At 36.5% G+C, this 17,862-nt stretch carries 14 protein-coding genes; 12 read left to right on the forward strand and 2 right to left on the reverse strand.

Annotated elements, in window-relative coordinates; all coding sequences use genetic code 11:
* Positions 1-137: 137 nt before the first annotated feature.
* A complete protein-coding gene (locus CXF85_RS19265) occupies positions 138-548 on the forward strand; it encodes a MerR family transcriptional regulator (RefSeq protein ID WP_232771267.1) in 411 nt (136 codons plus the stop codon).
* A gap of 150 nt (positions 549-698) precedes the next feature.
* Here the strand turns inward: CXF85_RS19265 and rep are convergent, their stop codons facing one another.
* Complete coding sequence (gene rep, locus CXF85_RS19270) at positions 699-2,732, reverse strand: DNA helicase Rep (RefSeq protein ID WP_101230249.1); 2,034 nt, start codon at positions 2,730-2,732, stop codon at positions 699-701.
* Between the two features lie 112 nt (positions 2,733-2,844).
* Here rep and ubiK point away from each other — a divergent pair, with 112 nt between their 5' ends.
* The 5 genes from ubiK to CXF85_RS19295 all read left to right on the forward strand — a co-directional run bounded on the left by ubiK (position 2,845) and on the right by CXF85_RS19295 (position 11,621).
* Positions 2,845-3,096, forward strand: a complete 252-nt coding sequence (ubiK, locus tag CXF85_RS19275; RefSeq protein WP_101230250.1) for a ubiquinone biosynthesis accessory factor UbiK — start codon at positions 2,845-2,847, stop codon at positions 3,094-3,096.
* 50 nt (positions 3,097-3,146) lie between these two features.
* Entirely contained in the window at positions 3,147-4,559 is a 1,413-nt protein-coding gene (locus tag CXF85_RS19280) for a phosphomannomutase CpsG (protein WP_101230251.1), read from the forward strand.
* Between the two features lie 537 nt (positions 4,560-5,096).
* Entirely contained in the window at positions 5,097-7,841 is a 2,745-nt protein-coding gene (prsT, locus tag CXF85_RS19285) for an XrtA/PEP-CTERM system TPR-repeat protein PrsT (RefSeq protein WP_101230252.1), read from the forward strand.
* A gap of 135 nt (positions 7,842-7,976) precedes the next feature.
* A complete protein-coding gene (gene prsT / locus CXF85_RS19290) occupies positions 7,977-10,607 on the forward strand; it encodes an XrtA/PEP-CTERM system TPR-repeat protein PrsT (RefSeq protein WP_101230253.1) in 2,631 nt (876 codons plus the stop codon).
* A gap of 210 nt (positions 10,608-10,817) precedes the next feature.
* Positions 10,818-11,621: a PEP-CTERM sorting domain-containing protein gene (locus CXF85_RS19295; protein ID WP_101230254.1), complete on the forward strand. Its 804-nt coding sequence runs from the start codon at positions 10,818-10,820 to the stop codon at positions 11,619-11,621.
* A gap of 534 nt (positions 11,622-12,155) precedes the next feature.
* On the opposite strand, the gene CXF85_RS19300 is transcribed toward CXF85_RS19295, so the two are convergent.
* On the reverse strand, positions 12,156-12,458 hold the full coding sequence (locus CXF85_RS19300; protein WP_101230255.1) for a c-type cytochrome: 303 nt from the start codon (positions 12,456-12,458) through the stop codon (positions 12,156-12,158).
* A gap of 201 nt (positions 12,459-12,659) precedes the next feature.
* On the opposite strand from CXF85_RS19300, the gene CXF85_RS19305 reads away from it, so the two are divergent.
* The 6 genes from CXF85_RS19305 to CXF85_RS19330 all read left to right on the forward strand — a co-directional run bounded on the left by CXF85_RS19305 (position 12,660) and on the right by CXF85_RS19330 (position 17,851).
* Positions 12,660-12,974 carry a DUF3630 family protein gene (locus tag CXF85_RS19305; protein WP_101230256.1) on the forward strand — a complete coding sequence of 105 codons (315 nt, stop codon included), beginning with the start codon at positions 12,660-12,662 and terminating at the stop codon, positions 12,972-12,974.
* The gene (locus CXF85_RS19310) at positions 12,971-13,465 is read left to right on the forward strand and encodes a DUF523 domain-containing protein (RefSeq protein ID WP_101230257.1); all 495 of its coding nucleotides are present in this window, start codon (positions 12,971-12,973) and stop codon (positions 13,463-13,465) included. The genes CXF85_RS19305 and CXF85_RS19310 overlap by 4 nt, the downstream gene beginning before the upstream one ends.
* Positions 13,466-13,517: 52 nt before the next feature.
* A complete protein-coding gene (locus CXF85_RS19315; protein ID WP_101230258.1) occupies positions 13,518-14,009 on the forward strand; it encodes a DUF4442 domain-containing protein in 492 nt (163 codons plus the stop codon).
* 76 nt (positions 14,010-14,085) lie between these two features.
* Complete coding sequence (locus tag CXF85_RS19320; RefSeq protein WP_101230259.1) at positions 14,086-17,013, forward strand: hypothetical protein; 2,928 nt, start codon at positions 14,086-14,088, stop codon at positions 17,011-17,013.
* Between the two features lie 13 nt (positions 17,014-17,026).
* Complete coding sequence (locus CXF85_RS19325; protein ID WP_101230260.1) at positions 17,027-17,239, forward strand: DUF1289 domain-containing protein; 213 nt, start codon at positions 17,027-17,029, stop codon at positions 17,237-17,239.
* 90 nt (positions 17,240-17,329) lie between these two features.
* Entirely contained in the window at positions 17,330-17,851 is a 522-nt protein-coding gene (locus CXF85_RS19330; RefSeq protein ID WP_232771268.1) for a hypothetical protein, read from the forward strand.
* Positions 17,852-17,862: the final 11 nt, after the last annotated feature.

Below are 17,862 nucleotides of genomic sequence, written 5' to 3' on the forward strand. Positions count from 1 at the left end.
TAGAGAGTAACAAATTACTGATATTTCCAGCTACCGGTAGCAGATGGTTATCGTTATAATGGCAGCATGATAAACCTTCCAGTTACGGTAAGGTCAAGTGTTTTGAACAAATGTATAAAAATGATATAAAGGCTCACATGAAAGTTAATATGAAAATAAGCCAATTAGCTAAAGAAAGTGGAATTGCCAGTAAGACCATACGTTATTATGAAGATATTGGCTTATTGCCCACGGCTCATCGAAAGGATAATGGTTATCGAGAATATCGCACGAGTGATATTGAGCGCTTGGTGTTTATTAGGCGTTGTCGAGAGTTAAAAATACCATTAGATCAAATTAAGACACTGATAGCCGTGCAAGTAGATCAAAAGTCATCTTGTCAGGAAGTTGATGCCTTGATTGAACAACAGTTGGATAAAGTAAGAAAAACGATTGCTGAATTGACCTTGTTAGAGCAGACACTGCATGCCTTAGCTACGTCGTGTCCAAATGATAAGGTAGGTGATTGTCAGATATTAAAGAATTTACAGCAAGAGCAAGTAAATTAATTAGTGCGAGTACCCAAGACGAATACCCAAGATAAGTATCCAAACTATACAGCAAATGTTGACGCTGCATTGCCAATATATTAAAAACTGAGATAGATAGTAACTAAAAGCATTTACCAAAGGGTAAATGCTTTTAGTTTAAAAATGACATTATTTTTTAGCTTCTTTAGCTTTAGCTAGTTGGGCACGTAAACCTGCCATGCCTTGTAAGTTCGATTGCTCTACATGTTCAACAGTTTTTTTCTTTGCTGCACCCAATTCCCAATTTAAATCATCTTGCGGTAATTCATGTAAGAATCGACTCGCTTCAGTACGAGACAATTCACCAAACTGTCTGCGCTCTCTCGCGTAAGTGAATATTAACTCACGCTGAGCACGAGTAATACCAACATAAGCAAGGCGACGCTCTTCTTCAACACTGCCTTCATCAATACTGGTTTGGTGAGGTAATAAACCTTCTTCCATACCAATTAAGAATACATAAGGAAATTCTAGCCCTTTAGAAGCGTGCAGTGTCATCAACTGAACTTGATCGTTACTGTCTTCCTCTTCATTGCGCTCCATCATATCGCGCAAAGTTAAGCGTGTAACAATTTGCGGCAAGGTCATCGGCTCTTCGTCATCACCACCTTCAAGCATTTGGGTAACCCAGCTGAAGAGCTCGGTAACATTTTTCATACGCATCTCGGCCGCTTTAGCGCTCATCGAGGTATCGTATAGGTAGTCTTCGTAATTAATTTGTCGGATCATAGAACGTAATACTGCAGCGGTATCACCGCGTTCAGCCTGATCACCAATATCAACGACCCATTGGGTGAATGCTTGCATCTTCATTAGGCTGCGACCTGTTAAGGTTTGTTCTAAGCCAAGTTCAAAACTAGCAGCAAACATACTAATTTGGCGCATGTTAGCGTAAGTGCCTAATTTTTCTAAGGTAGCAGGGCCTAATTCACGCTTAGGTACATTAACAATACGCAAGAAAGCATTATCATCATCAGGGTTAACGAGTACACGTAAATAGGCCATCACATCTTTTATTTCAGGACGTGAGAAAAATGAAGTACCACCACTGATTTTATAAGGTATACGGTTTTGCATCAGGGCTTTTTCAAGCAAACGAGATTGATGATTACCACGATATAGAACAGCGTAATCTTTATATTGGCTGCGGTTCATAAAGCGATGACCAATCAACTCGCCAATAACACGCTCAATTTCATTCTCTTCATTTTTTGCTTGTATCACTCTTAACTCTACGCCGTAGGCAAGTTCACTAAATAACGCTTTGTCATAAACATGGGGGTTATTGGCGATCAGTACATTGGCACATTTTAATATACGACCACTAGAGCGATAATTCTGCTCAAGTTTAATCAATTTGAGATCGGGAAAGTCTTTACCAAGCAGTATTAAATTCTCTGGTTTAGCGCCACGCCATGAATAAATAGACTGATCATCATCGCCTACGACGGTTAAGCGACCGCGATCGCCGGCAATATTTTTTACTAATTCGTACTGGCTAGCATTAGTATCTTGGTACTCATCCACTAATAAATAACGAATTTTGTTCTGCCAACGTTCACGTACTTCAGGATAGTTTTTCATTAACAGCGTAGGGATAAGAATAAGATCATCAAAGTCTAAGGCGTTATAGGCTTTCATATGTTTATGATAGCGCTGATAAAATTCTGCATACTCACTGCTATCAGCATCATTGGCTGCTTTGATGGCATCATCAGGCAAGAATAAGTCATTTTTCCAATTGGATATTTTACTTTGTAGTCTACTTAGTAAATCTTTATCACCATCAAGTTCATCAATGGTTAATTCTTTCAGTAATGCGAGGGAGTCTTGGTCATCAAATAAGGTAAAGCCAGGTTTATAACCTAAGGTTTTAATTTCACGACGGACAATATCAAGACCTAACGAGTGAAAGGTTGAAACCGTTAAACCACGGGTAAGTTCACGGCCAAGCATTTTTTGAATACGCTCTTTCATTTCACGTGCCGCTTTATTGGTAAAGGTTACCGCGGCAATATTACGTGCTTTGTAATCACATTTTTGAATGAGGTAAGCTATTTTTTGACAAATAACACCTGTTTTACCTGAGCCGGCGCCTGCCAATACTAGGCATGGACCAGTCACAAATTTTACCGCTTCATTTTGTCCAGGATTTAGTTTCATTACTTTTTCGCTGTTATATTCGAATAAACTTTCGTGTGGTAGATTTTACCTGTTTTTAGTCATGTGCAAAACAGTTACAATGATATCAAATGCAAATCGATGAGAAATTATGATGATTAATGCCAAAAAAATTGAAGAAATTGCCAAGCAAGTAACAGATTCTATTCCACCTAGCCTGAAAAATATGGCCAGTGATTTTGAAGATAAAGCTAAATCTGTTTTGCAAAGTAAATTATCGCAGCTAGATGTGGTGACACGCGAAGAATTTGATGTGCAAACACAAGTATTGATCAAAACACGTTCTAAAATAACTGAACTTGAAGCTAAACTAGCTGAGCTAGAAGAAAAAATAGCATCAAGTTAATATAAGTTAACAACCCATTATTCATACAATACCAAGGACGAGAATATTCCATGTCAGCTGCTAAAGTCGCCTTAACGTCAGGCCCCTCGAAAATCACCTGTTTCAAAGCTTATGATATCCGCGGAAAATTAGGCGAACAATTAAATACTGATGTCGCTTATCGCGTCGGTCGCGCCTTTGCTCAACATACCCAAGCAAAAACCGTGGTAGTGGGGGGGGATATTCGTTTAACCAGTGCAGAGTTAAAAAAAGCGTTAGCTGAAGGTTTAATGGCTGGTGGCACTAACGTTATTGATTTAGGTTTAGCAGGCACAGAACACATTTACTTTGCGACCAGTCACTTACAATGTGATGGTGGCATTGTTGTTACTGCAAGCCATAATCCTATTGATTACAATGGTATGAAGTTGGTACGTGAAAATTCAAAACCTATTAGTGGTGATACAGGTCTTTTTGATATTCAAGCACTTGCTGAGAAAAATGATTTTGTCGATGTTGAAACGGTAGGTACGTTAACAACAGTTGATATTACTAAGCCTTATACTGAGCACTTATTAACGTATATAGATGATAAAAACATCACTCCGTTAAAGTTAGTGGTGAATGCTGGCAATGGTACCGCAGGTCCAGCGCTTGATGCTATCGAAAGTGCCTTTAATGCTTTAAATGTTCCGGTTGAATTTATTAAAGTACATCATGAGCCCGATGGTAGTTTTCCTAACGGTATTCCAAACCCATTACTTATCGAAAATCGTGCCGCAACCCGTGATGCAGTCATTAAACACGGTGCTGATATGGGCATTGCCTGGGATGGCGACTTTGATCGTTGTTTCTTATTCGATGAGAACGGAGAGTTTATTGAAGGCTATTATATTGTTGGCTTATTAGCTGAAAACTTTTTAAATAAAATTGAAGGCAGTAAAGCTGAAGCAAAAATTATTCATGATCCACGGCTAACTTGGAATACTATTGATATTGCCGAGAAAGCAGGTGGTCAAGCCATTCAAAGTAAAACTGGTCACGCGTTTATTAAAGAACGTATGCGTAGTGAAGATGCTATTTATGGCGGTGAAATGAGTGCTCATCATTATTTCCGTGATTTCTTTTATTGCGATAGCGGCATGATCCCTTGGTTGTTAATAGCAGAGCTTGTTTGTTTACGTAAACAGCCACTCTCTAGTTTAGTGAAAGAGCGTATAGCGGCTTACCCATCTTCAGGTGAAATTAATAATACTATTGCCGACCCTAAAGCAGCCATTGCCCGGGTTTTCTCTTTTTATCAAGAACAAGCACAAGTGATTGATAAAACAGACGGTATTAGCATGGAATTTGGTAATTGGCGCTTTAACTTACGTAGCAGTAATACAGAACCTGTAGTTCGCTTAAATGTTGAATCTAAAGCTGATGTGACATTAATGCAGGAAAAAACAGCGCAAGTATTAGCTTTGTTACTTACAGAGTAACTGGCTGAGTTGTCTTCTTTTATGGTTGATAGAGAAAAACTTTCGTACTTCAAACTCTGTTAGAACGACTAAATAATTTTTCATTATTTATAGCAAACCAATGAAAGGCAAGAACCAATATTCAGTATTGCTATGTGATATTGAAGCTATTTTGGTCGATAAAGAAAGTGGGAATATCAGGTAAACATAGCTGGTTGTCATTAATAACCAGCCGATGCAATCCTCATTCACATTAAGAACAGTGGCGTTGAAGTAATTACCATGCCCCATTTGTACCTAGCTGGCATTGTGATTGCAAATAGACTATTAACGATATCGATAATTAGGCTGACGTTCTCATTTTAGTAACAAACTATGAATGTTATGGTCATTTAAACGTAGCGAGTCTCTTACTTAATAGACAGGTATAAATAAGCCGATTAGCTTTACTGTTAATAGGCTTGGTTTTTTGTTAGTTTTAAGCCAATAGGTATAACTAGTTTACAAATGCAATACCTTTAGGTATTCACTTAATAATAACAGCAAAGGAAATTCTGCATGAAATTCGTAAAAGCTTCTCTCTATTTAAGTATCGCTCTGGCATTGACTGCCTGTAGTGAGCAAGTCTCTGTTGAATCTCATCTGACAAATGCAAAAAGCTATCTGAGCCAAAATAAAGTCAATGAAAGTATTATAGAATTAAAAAATGCTATTAGAGCCGATAGCAAAAATGGAGAGGTTCGTTTTCTGTTAGGTCAGATCTATTTAAATTTAGGAGATGGTGCCGCGGCAGTAAAAGAACTTGAGCGAGCTCATCAGTATAATTATGCGGTAAACAAAGTACTGCCTTTACTTGCTCGAGCATACATATTAACGGATAGTGATGTTGATTTGTTGGCATTAAGTACAGCAGCCAAGAAACTTGCTGCTGAAGAGCATAGCCAATATTTAGCCTATCAAACACTCGCAGCGTTACGTAGTGAACAACCTGAATTGGCACTACAAAGTGTTGAGTTGGCACAGTCGATTGCTCAGCAAAGTCTTTATAGCATGCTTGCTTCGGCGTACTTTCAGTTATCAGAAAATAAATATGATGAAGTTAAAACATTAATTTCACGGATTTTAACCATCGATGCCAAGCAAGTAGATGCGCTAATGCTACAAGGGCAAGTATCGATGGTAACTAAAGATTATCAGCAAGCAGCACTTAGTTTCCAAGAATATTTAAACCTACAACCTCGCTCCGGCATTGTGCAATTACTGTTAGCTGATGCATTACTTAAGTCAGGGCAAGATGAAGAAGCTGAAAAGTATGCTGATGCTATATTAGCCCAAATAGATAGCCAACCTTTTGCACATTACATTAAAGCCATGGTTGCTTTTAATGCCAAAGATTTTGATAAAGCCAGTGAGCATGCTGAAATGGCCTTATCAGCGAATTTTAATCAGTTTAATTTAAAACTAGTCGCTGGTGCGAGTGCCTTTTATTTGAAAAATTGGCAGCAGAGCCATCGTCATTTAACTTCAGTCGTTAAATACTTGCCTAAAGACCATCAAGCTAGACGTATGTTGGCTGTCACTCAACTTGAGTTGGGGTTAATTGATGAGATAAGTGCGACTATTGGTGATTTTGAAGGGAGCCAAGCTGATGATGGCCAATTTTTATCTTCATTAAGTTATAAGTTATTAGAGCTTGGGGCAACAGCTGAAGCAAAGAAATTACTTGAGATGAATGAAGACGCTAGCTCAAATAATGCAGGGGATAATGCTAGAAAAGGTATTTTAAAGTTAATGATGAATGATCCTTCTGGCATTCAGGACTTACAAGATGCAGTTAAACTCGATCCTAAATTTATCGAAGCCGAATTGGCGTTAGCTTATGCTGCGATCCAAAACAACGATATTGAAAAAGCACGAGAAATAGCGAATAAATGGCAACAAAAGTACCCCGAAAAGTCTGGCGGTTATAGCTTGATGGCAAGTATTGCTATTAAAGAGAAAAAATATACCGCAGCTGAAGATTCATTAAAACAGAGCTTAGCATTAGAGCCAGACAATCTTTTTGCATTAATGGAGCAACTAAGGTTAGCTCGCCAGCAAAAAAACACAGCATTAAGTCAGCAACGTATCGATTACTTAATTACACGGGCACCCAATAATAATAAAGTACTAAGACATTACTTTGGTGTTTACCGTAATGAAATGGCGTTAGGAAAGCTGCAGGCGGCCTATAAAACAGATAAAACTGATATCAAAAAAGCGATATTGGTTGCTGAAGCTATGGTGAGTTTAGAGCAATATAAAGAAGCAGAAAGTTTACTTGTTAACTTCACGCAAACCCCAAAATTGCCAAAACGTTACTGGCAATTAATGGTGTATAACTATAAAAAACAAAATGACGGTAAAAAAATTCAATCGACGTTAGAGCAGTGGTTAAAAGCAAGTCCATACCATATAGAACCAGTGGTGCTGTTAGCAGACCTACATGCTAATACAGGTAATAATGAACGTGCGTTGAATGTAGTAAAACGAGGTTTAGATTATCATCAAGATAATTTGGTATTACAGTTGGTGAAAATGCAGTTATTACTTAACAGTAAACAAATTACTCCCGCTAAAAATCTGTATAAAACATTAGCCGTTACCAATATTAATACAGCCTTAAAAGAAGGGCTACTTGGAAGAATTTTATTATTAGAAGAAAAATTTACTCAAGCCATACCTAAATTAACTAAGTTATATCAAGTTTATCCGAGTAGTCAAAATGCAGTGTATTTGGCGGGTGCTTATATAGGTAATGAAGAAGCGACTAAAGCCGCTAAAGTACTAGAGCATCATTTAACTATTGATCCAAATGAAAACCGGATTAAAACGATGCTAGCGGGAATTTATTTAGAAAATGACAACAATAAAGCGATAACGGTTTATGATGATGTTGTTAAAAAACAACCAAAAAATGTTATTGCTCATAATAATTTGGCTTGGTTGTATTTAGAGCAAGAAAAAATAGATAAAGCCTTGATACACGCAAAAGAAGCTTATTCCTTAGCACCTAAAATCCCTAATGTTGCTGATACTTACGGTAAAGTATTACTTAAATCAGGTGATAATCGAGGGGCGTTAAAGTATGCCGCTAAAGCGTTTGATTTATCGAAAGGGAAAGATGTTGATATTGAACTTAATTATATTGAAGCACTCATTGTTAACAGCCGAGTAAATGAAGCAAAGGAACTATTAAAGCAAACGTCCCCAAAAACAGATGAACAATCTAAGAAAAAGGCCGAGTTACAAGCACAATTATAAAGACATTTAGATATACCAAAAGCGACTGTGAGAGCAGTCGCTTTGTTTATTTTGCTAAAAACATTCGTCAACCTAGCGACAACAATTTACCTTAGTTTCAGGTGAATAGCTCAAAATTTCATTAAAGGACTTCTCATGAATAAAATAATTATAACATCTGCAATAACGCTAGCACTGAGCTTAAGTGCTTGTAGCGAACAAAAAACAGCAGAGCAATTAATTGCCAGCGCTAATCTATATAGCCAGCAAGGAAAATTTTCTAACGCCATTATAGATTATAAAAATGCCGTGCGTTTAGCACCACAAAGTGCTGAAGCGCGTCTAGGGTTAGGTCAGACATACCTTAATCAAGGTAACTATATTAGTGCTGAAAAAGAATTAGATAGAGCGGTAGAGCTTGGAATCAGCTATGCACAAGCAGCAACACTGTTAGCACAGGTAAAAACTCGGCTAGATAAGTTCGAAGAAGTTGAGCAATTAGTTAAGTTAAGTGAGGAGCTAAACGATAATGACTATCTTACCGTTTTAAGTTATGCCGGCATGGCTATGCTTGCTAATGGTCAAGTAGCTAAAGCCCAAGATTATTTTTCCCAAGCTGCCGCCATTTTACCTGAGAGTGCTTACAGTAAACTTTCGCAGGTTTATCTTATTTATATTGAGAGAGATTTTGCACAAGGATTGCCGATCATAAATAACTTGTTAACAGAGCAGGGTACATTTTCCGAAGCATCTTTGTTACAAGGTTACTTACATTTTGCGCTAACTGATTATGAACAAGCTATTGGTTCATTTACACAGTATTTAGCTAGTTATCCGCTTGATCATAACATTCGCTTCTTCTTAGCCGATAGCCAGATCAAAGCAGGTAAATACGAACAAGCGACTGTAATCACAGATTCTTTACTGAAACTGTTCAAAGACTCCCCCTTAGCTTTACAATTTAAAGCACAGCTTGAATATCAGAATAAAAATTATAGTGAAGCAAGAAATTATGCCAATAAGGCGATACATCAGGATGAAGACGCGGTTATTGTGAGACTTATTTCAGGTGTTAGTTCATATCATTTAAATGATATTGAACAAGCCTATACCCACCTGAGAGCAATCGATAAATATTTGCCAAATACTCATCCGGTAAAAAAAATATTAAACGTTGCTAAACTTAAGCTTGGTTATTATGCTGAGACGGCAGAAAGCCTATCTGAGCTACAAGAGTTAACGCCTGATGATGTGAACTTGCTCGCAGCGACCACCGCCAATTTAATAAGTATTGGCGAGCTAGATAGTGCTTTAGCATTAATAGATAAATCTAAACAATTACCGAGAAATAGTAAAATTCCATCAACAGAAGCAGAGGTAATTCAACAAAACGAACAACGAGTAGACAATGAGTTAGCATTAGCTATCGAGTATTTGAAACAGGACGAAAATACTAAAGCCCAGCAAATAGCAGACGAACTTAAATCAGCGCTTGAAAGCAAATACTTAGGTTTATTATTGCAAGGTATTATTTACGTTAAACATAATGACCAAGCGAAAGCTGCGCAAAATTTTGAGCAAGTTTTGTTATTAAAACCAGAGAATATTGCTAGTTTGTTCAATTTGGGCTTATTGAAACAAAAGAATAATCAGCACCAAGCAGCGTTAGCATTTTATAAGCGAGTACTTGCTATTTCTAATGTTCACTTAGGTACGTTAAAAAATCTTATATCGCTTGCTAATAATGAAAAAATGGTAAAAGACGTGATTGAGCTTTTATCGGCTCATGAATACCAAGATAGCTTAAAATTGACTATTGCACTTGCGCAAAGTTTGCGGATAAATAATAAAATCGCTGAATCTATAATTGTGTTAGAACAAATATCAACAGAGGTAAAGTTAACCTCATCTTATTATATGGTACTAGGAGATAGTTATTTACAAAAACAAGACGTTATGAAATCGAACATAGCTTATTCTCAGGGACTGATAATCGAACCTCAGAGTTTACTGCTCAATGTACGCTATATAGGTACATTAAGTAGTCTAAAAAAATACCCTCAGGCATTAGTGCAAGCACGTAAGGCATATAGTTACTATAAAGAGAGCGACAGAATTTCTGTTCTACTTACTTATCTTGAAGCCAAAAATAATAATGTTATTCAGGCCAAAGAGATGTTAGCCAAATTAAAAAACAAACAAGTTTCGCATCATCTATTAGACATGGTAACAGGTGAAATAGCGCTGTATGAAAAAAAATATCAAGAAGCTGTTGATGCCTTTTCTTCAGCTTATGAGCTAAAGGCTGATCAGATTAACCTGATAAGTCTTGCTCGTGCACTTAAACTGTCAGGGCAAGCTAATGAAGCTGAAAAACTACTAGAGAAGTTCATTGAAAAGCACCCCGAAAATGAGCAAGTACGTTTACTTTTGGTTAGTTTGTATAGTGAGAAAGATCACACTAAAAAAATAATTCAGTATCTATCGTTATCTAAATCTTCTCCAGGTAAAGCGTTAATATTTAATAATCTTGCCTGGTTTCAATACAAAGCAGGGCAAGTCAAGGCAGCACTAAAAAATATTGAGAAAGCGAAAAAATTGCAAGGTGATAGTTTAGCGATACAAGAATCATACGGTGTGATATTAATTGCTAATGATGAGTTTACTAAAGGCATATTAGCGCTTGAAAATGCGTTGAACAGGGGGTCTGTTAGTACAGAGGTAAAGGAAAAAATAGCTGAAGCTATGGCGCTTGTTAAGCGAAGAGAAAATGAAAAAAAGCAGTAACTATATATTTGTAATCTTGTGTCAGTAAATTTTACAGATTAAAAATACGAAATACCGAGCCCTAGTTAAGTTTCTGTATTGTAACGATTTATTGATGTTGGCACACTTAATGCTTTACAAGGGTTAAGATAGCTTGTTGGCCAAGATGATTAAATGTTAATAAGCATGAAATCAGGAATGATATAACTACACATAAGGGTAAAGGATATAATGAATAACTTTAAAACAATAATAGCGGCTTCTGTCATTGCTTTAGCAAGTACAACTGTTTCTGCTGATGAAATCACTGCTGGTGGCATTTCATGGGATGAAACTGAACGTAATAATGGCGTTGCGGCAGGATTTACTTTTCAAGAGTGGTTTACAAATACTACAACAGGTAACACTGTTCTAGCTGCAGTTGGTACTGAATTAGTAGGTGTTGGTGAGTTTAATGGTTTCTTTGAATCTCGTGGAGTAGGTTATACTTTTAACCCTACTGTCTGTAACTTTTGTGAATTAACATTCTCATTTGGTGGACTTGTTGTGGAATCTGTATCTTCTGCTGGCGTAGTTTACGATACAACTAATGCTTTTTTAAACGTATATATGGATAAGGATCATAACACTCCTTATGTTGACATCCTTGGTAACAATGCCCTAGAAATTGGTAACTTTAGTAACGGAACTGCTGCTTCAAATACTGCGTATACTCAGGTTATTGAAGCAACTGATGGCGATCTTTGGGCATCATTTGATATTGATAGCTATGGTAAGTTAGGTGGTGATGTTTTTACTACAATGGAGTTAAGTGTTACTGGTGGTTCAGCCGCTGCTGAATTAGATTACAACAACGACCCGTTATTTGACGTATCTGATATTGTTATGACTAAATCAGCGATTAGAGGAGCTTTGGATTTGTATACTACGCAATCTAATGGTCAATTCTTTAATAAAGTACCAGAGCCTACTTCAATCGCTCTTTTCGGTTTAGCTCTTATGGGTTTAGCTGGCGCAGCACGTCGTAAAGCTTAATATTGCTTATGACTTAAAACTTCAATGATTTAACTATCAATTAAGTTTTAAAATAAAAACCTCCAAATGGAGGTTTTTTTATGCCTGAAATATATGAAGTTAAATCTGAGTAGATATTGTGGAGTATGTTATTAATCGACTTAGTAATAATGAATGGCTGAGGCAATGATTAAAATTAACATGGCGATGTAGGGAACTCAGCGATTTACAACTTATCGTCATCTTCGAGGTATCTGATCGAAGATCCAGCTGTTTGATTCCCATAAGACATTTCGGGAATGACATTAATACCAATTCCGATAAGTTTCTGATCTTGTTGTACGAAGTAAAAATATTTCAGGGCAAGGCGCTTGATTGACCAATAGCTGGCTATTGGGATTGAAAGCAACGCCGTCATGGAGAATTTTAGCCAGTACAAGTGGTCAATAATTTAACGGAATTGGTATAACTATTTGTTATCATCATCACCTACAAAAAAGCCCCTATTTAACTTAGTTAAACAGGGGCTATTTACAGGACTCAAAAATCGAAAGCTTACTTAATCTTAGCGTAATAAGTCGCTAAATTAGCCACGTCAGCTTCAGAAAGACCTGCAGCCATCGCTGACATTACAGGATCTTTACGGTTGCCAGATATAAAATCTTTAAGTTGCTTAGCAAGGTAAGCTTCTTTTTGACCTGCTAAGTTAGGGTACATAGGTATAGCAGAAATACCAGCGGCACCATGACAAGCTGCACACATTGCTGACTTTGTTTTACCTGCGGCTGCATCGCCAGCAAACACAGGAGATGCCATCATAACCGTTGCTGTTGCAACAGCAAGTATAAGTTTATTCATAGTTTCACTCTCTTTGATTTAAAGGTTTTGTAACCAGATAAAATGCAAGCATGATAGTTGAGTTACAAAGATAAATTATCTGTTTCGAGTATATGAAAATTATTGTAACTTGTCGTTGATTTTTTTATCAAAACTTCTGATTAACATCAAGCTTTAGTCGTATAATTAACTATATTCTACCAGAAAATAAAACTGAACATTATGAGCGCTTTACCAACCTTACAAAGTCTTGAATCGTTGACGTATCATGCCGATCACTTGAACGTGAAATTTAAAATCGACTGGTATCAAGAAGATATTAATGAATTAATTGTCCTACTATTTTTATCCATTGAACCTATTGTAATACAGGACAAAATCATTGGCGCTGATCGAGAGAACATTCGCTTTAATTGGCATGATGGTTATTTTGTCTTGAATTTCGATTATTATAGTCAATCATGTTGGATTGAAGGGCAAGATAGTGCAAGTACACAAGAGTTAGCGACTCTTCACTTGGCAATAACAAAAAAATGAACCTCAACGACAAACCGATTGATAACATTTTAGTCAGTGCCTGCTTTTTAGGTAAGCGTGTCCGTTATAATGGCATAGTACAAACGCTTGAGAGTAAGTTATTGCAACAATGGCAAAAGCAGGGACGGTTATTTTCTATATGTCCTGAAGTTATCTCGGGCTTACCTGTCCCAAGGCCGCCGGCAGAAATAAACCAAATAACAAACAAAGTTATTACCATTGAATTTGTTGATGTCACTCAGCAGTTTACTAACGGAGCTAAGCAGGCATTACATTTATGTCAGCGGCAAAATATTCAGTTTGCGCTATTAAAAGAATCAAGCCCCTCATGCGGTAGTAATACTATTTATGATGGAACTTTTTCTCAAAAAAAGATTACCGGTGAAGGCTTAACCACTCAGATTTTACGTCAGCATGGCATAAAAGTATTCAGCGAAGACTCAATAGAAGAATTAGCTGAGTTAATAAACTCTAGTGATCCGACCAGTTAGTATGCATAATGAATTACATGATTTTAAAATTTAAATTAAAGAAGATAATTCAATGGCCAATAAATTCAGTACCATCATTAGCAAAGTTAACAAAACACCAAGGTTCATACGATCATTTTTATTAACGAAACTATTTTCCAGTAAAGTCAAATTTGCTGGCACCACAGGTATTGTAATTAAGGAAATTACTCCCCAAAAAACAAAGTTATGCTTAGCGAATAAAAAGGCAGTGCAAAATCACATTGGTGGTATCCATGCAATTGCCGCAGCCGTGTTAGCTGAGTCTGCCACAGGTATAGTTTTTGGTATGAATGTTCCTGATTCAAAGCTACCTCTTCTTAAGTCTATGCAGGTAAATTATCAACGACGTATGCAAGGTGGATTAACTGCGGTTTCTCGGTTATCAGATGAGCAGATTGCACTCATTTCTCAAGAAGAAAAAGGCAGTATTTTCGTACCTGTAACGATAGAGGATGAATCAGGGCAAGCACCTATAGAATGCCAGATGGAATGGGCATGGGTAAGTAAAAAAAGAACTAAGTAAAGCGCGATCCTTAATGCCTTGAGAGGCGATATGGTATAAAATATGGTTCAAGGGAATTGGACTATGTAGATAAGATATGAGCACAAATAAATCGGGTGAAAACGGTAACAATTTACTTGCTAAGCAAGCTATTGAAATCGAGAGTACAGCAGCACCATTTTATCAATACTTTACTGTATATCTTATTGCTATATTCTTGGTTGTTGTTGTTGCATTATCTTCAGCATTACTGATTTTTTCTCAGCAATCTACCTCTTCTCAAGCGCTAATAACTGACCATCTAGTACCGCTGCAAACGCAGTTTATTCAGCAAACTTATTTGATTAATACCAATAAGCTCATTGATGGCATTTTGAAAAATGGCAATGCCTCTGAATTGATTACCTTACAACATACACTCTCATTACAAAGTAAAAAGTTATCGTTACTAAAATCAGAGCATAAAAACATTTATCAGCAGTGGTTTACTACTAATAATCTTGCTACCAATTTAATTACTCGTATTGAGTCAAGCCAAACAAGAAATGATCTGTTGAAAAATAGAGCATTAATTCAACTTGATACCTTACTTGATGCTATAAAAATTCAATTAAATAATTCACAAAGAAGTCCTAGTCAAGTCGAACTATTATCTAAAGTAGAAAGAAAAACCACCAATATAGTGGTCATGCTAAAGCGCTTAAGTTTGCAAACGCCACTTACTACTTTCGAACAGCTAGATGATCAAATAAATTCAATGTTTAGTGCCGATTATGCTAAACAACTGGCTCATTTACAGAATGAAAGTCTGGCTATAGCCGATATTGTCAGAGACTTTATTCGTTTTGAAGACCTTATATTAAAACGTGGCTTATTAGTTAAGTGGCAAGCTCACTTAACTTTGATGGATGATTACCAACAACAGCTTGTTGTTCAACAACAACAATTACATAGTATTCTTGACTCTACATCCGGCAGTAATCAAGCGGAAAATCCTTTAATTAATGACAATATAGCCACTAATGAACGAGCCTTATCCGTAATCCAATTACCCCTATGGATATTTATTATTTTTGCTTTAGCATTAAGCTTCGTAACAGGGTTACTTTGGTTAATTAGAGCTCGACTCAAGTCGGCTAGTCAGTCAGCTACTCGCTTTATTGACCGTGTTTTAGATGGTGAACAGGTGCCTCTACTAGCGAAGAATAAGGCTAGTTTTTTACACCTTGAACAAGCTGATTTTTATAGTCATGAGTCCGAACAGATAGCTAATAAAATACAAGAACTTAAGAGTAGCAGTTATAGTGAATTAGAGTACCTTGCGCTTAAGGATGACAATGAAAACATTGAAAAACAAATAGTTAAAGGTAACTCGAATCAAGAAAAATTAAAACTTGAAGTGGAGTTGCTCGAGTTTAATGCTATGGAAAAATATAAATCACAATTATTACTTGAACAGGAACGTTGCAAAGAGCTTCATTTAGCCGCTATAAAGCAGTTAGTCTTATTAGGACGTAGTGCGGTTACAACGGCCAATATCTGTGATGAAAATGGTGCTAATACAGAAGATAATTATTTGTATCATGCCCACCTTCAAGGTCGTAATTTGGTGAGAAAACTAAGGCAAGCGAGTTGTTATCGATACTTGCAAAGTAATGATGCCGTACTGACATTAAGTGATGTAAATCTTGTTAGCCAAATACAGGCTATTTTACTTAATTTACGCAATAGACTATTCACCTGTAAAAATACCGTGTTGGTGAGTATTGATGAAAAAATCCTTACGGAAGTAAACCTAGATACAGAATTATTTTCTGAAATGTTTGGGGTGTATATCAGGCTACTATTATCGCAGCAGACAGGTGGGCAATTAGCGCTAAACTTACACTTGGTTGATAAAAATGATGGTCAACAAAAAATATGTTTTAGTGGCCACGTAGGAGGCAAAGAAAAAATAGTACAACTGCCACAAGCACTGCAAGGTTTTAATGATGAGAGTGCCGAGAAAAGTGAGCTTGGCGATTATTTTATTACTTTATTACAATATCAGCATGGCGGTGATGTTAGTGCTAAATTGACCGATAAAGGTTACGATTTTAGTTTTACTTTACCTTTAGCGGTTACTCGTAATCAGCAAGAAAAAAGCTATCCAATGCAGTCATTTCCTGGGTATTTAACTGAAATTGAAAATGTCTGTGTCAAATTAGCCGCTAAGTACTTAGCTATGCCAATAGAGGTATTACTTGCAGTAAAATCACCTGAACAATATCAACGTTTACAACAATTATTGCAAGGTATGGGCTTACAAGTTACCTTTGTCAACTGCGAACGTATGTTAGATAAAAATTGGAAAAGTGGTCGCTTCTCCGTGTTGATTACAGAAATAGACTGCCAGCCTTTCTGTTCTTTTATGATTGATGAGGGGGATAAACCCTCTGATAAAAAGGGCGTAGTTCGAGCAGTATTTAGCTTGGTAGGCTTAACAGCTATTACTACGAAATCAAATGCTTATTCTGACTGGATTGTAGAAGAGTTAAATGCTCAGGGTGCTGTAAGTGAATTAATAATCGCAATGCAACCATGGCTAAAAGAGCAAAACAGTGTCAGCGTACCCTCTGAAAAAGTAGTAAAGTCTAATGCAAGTAAAGAGAGTATTCATGGGGAAGCATTAGCCGTTTATTCACCAGGAAGTTTTAACTTTGAGCGTTATATAAAACATCAAGGTTCTGCCGAATTAGCTATTTTTATGCTCGAGGAGTATACCACTGAGAATATATGCTTGGTGGAAAAATTAAGTCATGCATTTGGCAGTGATGATACTACAAAAGCGAATGCGGCTATCCAAGCGTTATTGATTAACAGTAAGATACTTGCAGCAGATGACTTAATACAACTATGCCAGTACTGGCAAACGTTGCTAGCTACTCAAGGGTTAAATAATAGTGAAAAAGTACAAATTAGTTTATTGAGTAAAACCAAAAAAGCGGTACAAGAAATTAACCAACATGCAGATAGCATAGCGTAGTATAAGGAGTACCTTGAGTAATTATAATCGCAATAACCAAGTAAAGTTAACAGAAAGTCCCTGTGTACGTAATTGTTGTTTAGATGGTGATGATCTTTGTCTGGGCTGTTTTCGTCACATTGATGAAATAGTCGCTTGGCGAAGTTACTCTACTGAAGAAAAACTGAAAATAGCTAGCTTATGTCAACAAAGACGAGAGCATAACAAGAATAAACCCAATGGCTAGTAATGTGTAACTAAGACCTACTTCAATAGCTTTTCTCTACTATAAATTTTGTCAATTGATTCTATAATCGAATGTAATAAAGGACTTTTCGTGATTAATAAGAAAACACTCAAATCAATACTCGCTTTCACCGAGAATCAAAACCCCGCACCTAGTTTTATTGTTATTTATATCTTTACTTGGTTTTTTTGGCACAATCAGCTATTTAGTTATTTTATCAATGCTCAAGGCGATTTTTTAACGAAACTAACAACCTCTTTGACATCCCTTGAAGAAAACCAATACCTTGTTGTTTTCCTGTTAACTTGCATCGTTTTTCTTGGTCGTTTGATGATTAATTATTTTAGTTTTAAATCTAGAGAGCTATTAAACTCAGCGGATGATGATTTTGTTAATGATCGAGACGATCAAAAATTTGCTCAAAATTCTGATATTGCAAATATTATGGCTGCTTTGACAAAAACTAAGCAACAATTGGTGGATAGTAAAGAAAGAGAAAAAAAAGTTATCGCAGAAAAAAACGATGCGATAAAAAAACTATTGAGCCTTCAACATGAGTTAGATGAAGCGAGAGCTGATATTGATATACTAAATGCAGTAAAAGTTATTTGATACTTTTACTT

Source organism: Colwellia sp. 75C3 (assembly GCF_002836255.1).
Lineage (GTDB): Bacteria > Pseudomonadota > Gammaproteobacteria > Enterobacterales > Alteromonadaceae > Colwellia.

Excerpts from the sequence above, each read along its gene's own strand:
- CXF85_RS19265 (WP_232771267.1), top strand. The coding sequence starts at position 138 with ATGAAAGTTAATATGAAAATAAGCCAATTAGCTAAAGAAAGTGGAATT.
- rep (WP_101230249.1), bottom strand. The coding sequence starts at position 2,732 with ATGAAACTAAATCCTGGACAAAATGAAGCGGTAAAATTTGTGACTGGT.
- ubiK (WP_101230250.1), top strand. The coding sequence starts at position 2,845 with ATGATTAATGCCAAAAAAATTGAAGAAATTGCCAAGCAAGTAACAGAT.
- CXF85_RS19280 (WP_101230251.1), top strand. The coding sequence starts at position 3,147 with ATGTCAGCTGCTAAAGTCGCCTTAACGTCAGGCCCCTCGAAAATCACC.
- prsT (WP_101230252.1), top strand. The coding sequence starts at position 5,097 with ATGAAATTCGTAAAAGCTTCTCTCTATTTAAGTATCGCTCTGGCATTG.
- prsT (WP_101230253.1), top strand. The coding sequence starts at position 7,977 with ATGAATAAAATAATTATAACATCTGCAATAACGCTAGCACTGAGCTTA.
- CXF85_RS19295 (WP_101230254.1), top strand. The coding sequence starts at position 10,818 with ATGAATAACTTTAAAACAATAATAGCGGCTTCTGTCATTGCTTTAGCA.
- CXF85_RS19300 (WP_101230255.1), bottom strand. The coding sequence starts at position 12,458 with ATGAATAAACTTATACTTGCTGTTGCAACAGCAACGGTTATGATGGCA.
- CXF85_RS19305 (WP_101230256.1), top strand. The coding sequence starts at position 12,660 with ATGAGCGCTTTACCAACCTTACAAAGTCTTGAATCGTTGACGTATCAT.
- CXF85_RS19310 (WP_101230257.1), top strand. The coding sequence starts at position 12,971 with ATGAACCTCAACGACAAACCGATTGATAACATTTTAGTCAGTGCCTGC.
- CXF85_RS19315 (WP_101230258.1), top strand. The coding sequence starts at position 13,518 with ATGGCCAATAAATTCAGTACCATCATTAGCAAAGTTAACAAAACACCA.
- CXF85_RS19320 (WP_101230259.1), top strand. The coding sequence starts at position 14,086 with ATGAGCACAAATAAATCGGGTGAAAACGGTAACAATTTACTTGCTAAG.